This window comes from uncultured Citricoccus sp. (assembly GCF_937871995.1).
Classification (GTDB): Bacteria; Actinomycetota; Actinomycetes; order Actinomycetales; family Micrococcaceae; genus Citricoccus.
The window spans coordinates 1-5173 of sequence record NZ_CALMQR010000010.1; the positions used below are offsets into that span (position 1 = coordinate 1).

The window sequence follows — 5173 nt, forward strand, 5'->3', positions numbered from 1 at the left end:
GGGTGAGCCGCCCGGTCATCGTCCGTCCGGGTCGAGAGGACATCGCCCCCTGCGTCTCCGCACGGACGTGTCCTCCCGATCCGGACGAACGGGCGGCGGGCAGGACCGGCCGGCGGCACCGCGGACCGGGGCGCGCTCCGGCCTCAGCCGACGTCCCGGGCCCGGGCCGCGGCCAGGCCGAGCGAGCCCAGCGCCGCGCCGGCCTCGAGCGCGGATCCCGCCGGGTCCTCTGTGCGGGTCCGCGGGTGGTAGGCGGCCACGCACGCGGCCGGCCGCCCGGTCCCGACGTCGGCCGGCAGGATCAGCACGGAGGCGCACCCGGGTGCCCCGGGGGGCGTCAGGAGCTCGAGGCCGGAGACGGTGCGGTGCGGGATGGTGCGCGGTCCGAAGCCGGGCAGGGCGCTGGCCAGTCCGGCCGGTTCGAACGCCGTGCCCATCCAGCCCAGGATCCGCTCGGAACGGGCCGTCCCGTCGGTGGCCAGGCGCTCCAGCAGGGTGCAGAGGTCGGCCGGGGTCGTCGTGCCGAGGAGGCCCTCACCCCAGCTCTCCCCCGGCGCGTCCGCGTCCCCGAGGACCGCGGGTTCCAGCGCGGTGAAGGCCGTCGCGTCGAGGCCCAGGCCGGCCACCGCCCGCTGGGCCTCGCCCAGGACGTCCGCTCCCCTGGCCGCCAGGAACTCGAGCAGCGCCACCACGCACGCCGCGTCGCCGGTCCCGACGACCAGGGCGATCGCGTCGTCCACGGTCAGCTGCAGCTCGCCATCCATCCGCCGCAGCGTCCCGGAGCGGGCGGCCGCGCGGTGCTCGCCACGGATGGTCACCGGCTCCGCCGGTAATTCCGGGTCGCGCTCCGCCAGTTGCGCCACGGCGACCGCGAGGAACAGCTTGCCGGTCCCGGCCAGCGGGTGCCGGTCCTCCGCCCCGTGCGCCACCGCGGCACGTGGCGCGCCCCCGGGCGCCGCGGGGAACCGGACGGCGAAGCGCAGCCCGGTCGCTGACGTCGTGAGGTCCTGCAGGGAGACCACGCCGGGGCCGAGCGGGTGCGGTGAGCCGTGTCCAGACATGTGTCCCAGCCTACGAGGGCCGCCCACGTCCGGGTGTGGGAGGCTGGCGGTCAGGCGGAGGGACGACGGCCGGCAGGAGGGACGCGGTGAACGGCACTGAGCTGCAGGACAGTGCGCGGGAGATGGCCGAGGAGTTGCCCGCGTCCACCGTGGGACACCCCTTCGGCCCCGAGCACGAGGTCTACAAGGTCAGGGGCAAGGTCTTCATGCTGCTGACCGACGTGGTGGGCGCGCCCGTCGTGACCCTGAAGGCCGAGCCGGAGGACTCCACGGCGCTGCGCGCGGCCCACGACGAGATCACGCCGGGGTACCACATGAACAAGCGGCACTGGATCACGATCGGCCCGGGCGAGAGCGTGGACAGGACCCTCGTGCGGGAACTGGTCACCGACTCCTACCGGCTCGTGGTGGCCGGGCTGCCGCGCGCCGAGCGTCCCGTGGACCCGGACACCTTCGGGGCCGCGCCGGCGTAGACCCTGCGGCCTGCCGGTCATCCGGTTAGCCGGTCACCCGGCCCGGCGGCCAGGCGGTCAGGCGGTCACGAGCGGTGAGACCGCGTCCTGCACGGCCAGGCCGACCGCGGCGAACGCCTCGAAGACGGCGTTGCGCCCGGGCAGCCCGTCCGGCAACCGGGTGGGGACCGACTCGGCGAACACCGCGAGCGCGGCCAGCGGCGTGCCGTCCCCGTCCAGCGCGATGCCCACCTGGGACAGCGAGCGCAGTCCGCGGCCGTTCTTCTCGGCGAAGCCGATGCGCCCGGTGGCGGCCCCCAGTCGCGGGGTGTGGATCCCCCGCATCAGTTCCACGGCGAACCGGCAGTTCCCGGCGGTCAGCTGCAACGCGGCCGCGGCCTCCTCGTCCGAGACTCCGCGGGCGATCGAGGCCAGCAGGTGGCACTGGTCCGCCGCCGTGGTGACGGTGATGGCGTCCAGCGGGTGGGACCACGTCAGGTCGCCGGTGCGCGGGAACGTCTCGCGGTGCCACGTGGCGCGCATCCCGGCCCAGGCGCAGTAGTCGTTGACGTACTGCAGCGCGGCCTGCTCCGCGGAGGTCCCGGGCAGGACGGGGTCGACCGCCGAGCCGATCGCCTCGAACACCAGTTGCGTGCAGATGTTGTCACTGGTCGCCATCATCTGCACCAGGCAGTCGCGCAGGCTCAGCTCGATCCCGGCCGAGAGGTTGCGCATGATCCCGGCCTGCACCCCGTCCCTGAGGTCCTCCGTGACGGTCAGCCGCCGGTCCAGACTGAGCCGCCCGGTGCGCACGAGGGCGAGGGCCGCGCAGAGCACGCCCACCTTGCGCGTGGAGAAGGAGGGGACCACGACGTCGGCGCGGCGCGAGAGCGTGAGGCCCCCCGCCGGCGTCGGGAGACTCCCGGCGGGTGCGGGCCGCGCGGCCCCCAGCACGGGCCCCCGCAGGTGGACCCGGTAGTGCAGTGCGAAGGGAACGGCGTCGGCCAGGGCGGTGAGGCGGCGCTCCAGCGCGGTCGGTTCCATGGGCCCATCTTAAGTTGTCCAGCTCACACATCCTTCGTACCGTGGAGGCATACCAACGAGAGGAACGCGTCATGCGTCGTCGTCCGGTCGCCCTCGTCGCGGCCACTGCACTGGTCGTCGGGATCTCCGCGGGCGGGACGGCTCCGGCCGCCGCCGTGCAGGCCGGACCGCAGGACGCCGGTCAGGGGCCGCCGACGTCCCAGGGCCAGCCGTTCCTCGACCGGCTGGACCTGCAGGAGCGCCTGGACCTGCAGGAGCGCCTGGAGCAGCGGGACCGCCCGGAGCAGCAGCGTCAGGCGCCGGGGACTGAGGTCCCCCGGCCCACGCACGGGGACGGGGACCGCGAGTCCCGGCAGCGCGAGCGCGCACTGGACCGGGCCGCCCAGGGACTGGTCGAGGACGGCGCCGTCGGCGTGACGGCCCGCGTGGACTCCCCGGGCTTCTCCTGGCGTGGCTCGGCCGGGCACCGGGAGATCGACCGCAGGCCGCAGGCGCGGCCGCAGGACCGGTTCCGCGTCGGCAGCATCAGCAAGACCATGGTCGCCACGGTGGCCCTGCAGGAGATCGAGCGGGGGCATCTGGCGCTGGACACCAAGGTCGAGGACATCGTCCCCGGCCTGTTCCCCGGCCAGCCGGACGTCACCGTGGAGCACCTGCTCAGTCACCGGTCCGGCGCACAGACCGCCTCGGTGGAACTGATCGCCACGCGGATGACGGACCTGTCCGACTGGAACCAGTTCATCGCCGCCCTCGGCGAGGACTACACCCCGCAGGACCACCTGGACGTCGTCAACGCGCTGCCCTGGCTGTTCGCACCGGGCACCGACTTCAGCTACTCCAACGCGGGGTACGTGGCCCTCGGCGTGGTGCTCGAGGAGGTGACCGGGGAGGACCTCGGGGACCTGCTGGAGGACCGGGTGTTCGACGAGGCCGGGATGCACCACAGCTCCTTCCCGGACGAGCCCCAGCACGGTGGGCGGTTCCTGACCGGGGCCATGTGGACGGGAGGGACCGACGTCGGCGGTCTCGGCTGGCAGTCCCTCCGCGGGTTCGACCCGGACGTCTTCGACGCGGCCGGCGCCGTGGTCAGCACCACCCGGGACCTGAACCGCTTCGCCGAGGCGCTGACCTCCGGAGAGCTGGTCGACGAGGAGCTGGTGCAGGAGATGGTCACCCCGCGGACCGGGGACGTCGGCGGGTACGGGCTGGGGATCTACCGCGTGCCGGACCCCTGCACCGGGCCGGGTGAGGCACCGCAGTGGATCTACGGCCATGACGGGCTGACCTTCGGCACCGCGGCCCTGGTGTTCTCCTCCGCCGACGGCACCCGGCAGGTCTCCCTCGGCGCCACGGGCCGGGACATGACCAGTGCCCAGCCCTTGACCTACGACGTCAACGAGCTGCTGGGGCCGATGCTGGAGGCGACCTGCGAGTCCTGAGGACCCGCCCGCGGCGGGGAGGCCCCTTGAGGGTCAGTCGTCGCACTCCGTCTCGAAGGTGAGTCCACTGCCCGGGTCGTAGTGGACCAGCAGCACCTCATCGGGTGCGGAGCCCTGACTGATCAGGTCGGCGCGATAGTCGAAGGTGTAGTCACCCAGGGCGAAGACCTCACTGTGGCTCTCCTCGAGGACGTATTCGTTGCCCTGGTCACCGGTTGCCGTGCCCCGGGCATCGCCCTCGACGCTGATCGACCAGTCGGGCTGGATCTCGTAGGCGGCGTGGAGGGTCCCCTCCCCCCGGATGGTTCCCCCCTCGCAGTCATCGACGGTGAAGGAGAACGGTTCGACGCGTTCGGTGGCGGCGTTCGCGGCGCCGGCCGGGGCCAGCAGGCTCAGGAAGAGGGCCGCGGGGACAAGGGTTCGGAGGACTGCACGCATGATGACCTACCTAGGACACGGCTGAAGGGCTCTGTGGATGGAGGACGTGCATCGCGAGGGCGTGCACGGACGGGGCAGCATCACTGCCGTCTCACCGCGGTTGAGAAGCCACCCTAGGACCATGGTCGAGAGATGCGGAAGGGATCAGCGCCCCGTGCCGTGGCCCCGGCTGCGTGGGCTCACCCCGGCTCGGGCTGGTCACCCGGCCCCGGTGCACCCTGCGCGGCCGCGGCGTGGACCACGGTCGTGATCAGCCGGGCGGCCGTCCGGGCCGTGCGGCCGTCGACGTCGTACCGCGGATTGAGCTCGACGACGTCCAGCACCGCCGTCCTGCCGCTGGCTGCCACCTGCCGGCAGACGGCGTGGATGACGTGGACCGGCACGCCGAACCCGGCCGGGGCGCTCACCCCGGGGGCGACGGCGGCCGGCAGCACGTCCAGGTCGACGCTCAGGTGGACGACGTCGGCCCGGCCCAGCGCGTCCTCGACGAACGCCGCCACGCGCTCCGGCTGGTCCGCGCAGTCCTCGTCGGTGAGGTAGTGCACCCCGAGGCGCTCGGCGGTGTCGAACAGCACGCGGGTGTTGTTCGGTGGGCTGATGCCGAGCACCGCGTAGTCGAGGGGGCGTCCGGCGGCGGCCTCGGCCTCGGCGATCTGCCGGAACGGCGTTCCCGAGGTGGCCCGGTCCGCGGCCCGCAGGTCGAAGTGCGCGTCGAGGTTCAGGATCCCGAGCCGGCCGC

At 73.7% G+C, this 5173-nt stretch carries 6 protein-coding genes; 2 read left to right on the forward strand and 4 right to left on the reverse strand.

Annotation, left to right across the window (positions count from 1 at the left end; all coding sequences use genetic code 11):
• Positions 1-143: 143 nt before the first annotated feature.
• Entirely contained in the window at positions 144-1061 is a 918-nt protein-coding gene (locus tag Q0283_RS00695; RefSeq protein WP_183528632.1) for a serine hydrolase, read from the reverse strand.
• An 86-nt stretch (positions 1062-1147) separates the two neighbouring features.
• Here Q0283_RS00695 and Q0283_RS00700 point away from each other — a divergent pair, with 86 nt between their 5' ends.
• Positions 1148-1534, forward strand: coding sequence for an MmcQ/YjbR family DNA-binding protein (locus tag Q0283_RS00700; protein WP_183528634.1), 387 nt, complete (start codon positions 1148-1150; stop codon positions 1532-1534).
• A 57-nt stretch (positions 1535-1591) separates the two neighbouring features.
• Here Q0283_RS00700 and Q0283_RS00705 read toward each other — a convergent pair whose 3' ends face one another.
• Complete coding sequence (locus Q0283_RS00705) at positions 1592-2557, reverse strand: serine hydrolase (RefSeq protein ID WP_298041981.1); 966 nt, start codon at positions 2555-2557, stop codon at positions 1592-1594.
• 71 nt (positions 2558-2628) lie between these two features.
• On the opposite strand from Q0283_RS00705, the gene Q0283_RS00710 reads away from it, so the two are divergent.
• A complete protein-coding gene (locus Q0283_RS00710; RefSeq protein WP_298041983.1) occupies positions 2629-3996 on the forward strand; it encodes a serine hydrolase in 1368 nt (455 codons plus the stop codon).
• Positions 3997-4029: 33 nt separating this feature from the next.
• Here Q0283_RS00710 and Q0283_RS00715 read toward each other — a convergent pair whose 3' ends face one another.
• Positions 4030-4434 carry a hypothetical protein gene (locus Q0283_RS00715; RefSeq protein ID WP_298041984.1) on the reverse strand — a complete coding sequence of 135 codons (405 nt, stop codon included), beginning with the start codon at positions 4432-4434 and terminating at the stop codon, positions 4030-4032.
• A gap of 179 nt (positions 4435-4613) precedes the next feature.
• Positions 4614-5173 (reverse strand): arginase family protein (locus Q0283_RS00720; RefSeq protein ID WP_298041985.1); only part of this gene is annotated, 560 nt, incomplete at its 5' end.

Excerpts from the sequence above, each read along its gene's own strand:
- Q0283_RS00695 (WP_183528632.1), bottom strand. The coding sequence starts at position 1,061 with ATGTCTGGACACGGCTCACCGCACCCGCTCGGCCCCGGCGTGGTCTCC.
- Q0283_RS00705 (WP_298041981.1), bottom strand. The coding sequence starts at position 2,557 with ATGGAACCGACCGCGCTGGAGCGCCGCCTCACCGCCCTGGCCGACGCC.
- Q0283_RS00710 (WP_298041983.1), top strand. The coding sequence starts at position 2,629 with ATGCGTCGTCGTCCGGTCGCCCTCGTCGCGGCCACTGCACTGGTCGTC.
- Q0283_RS00715 (WP_298041984.1), bottom strand. The coding sequence starts at position 4,434 with ATGCGTGCAGTCCTCCGAACCCTTGTCCCCGCGGCCCTCTTCCTGAGC.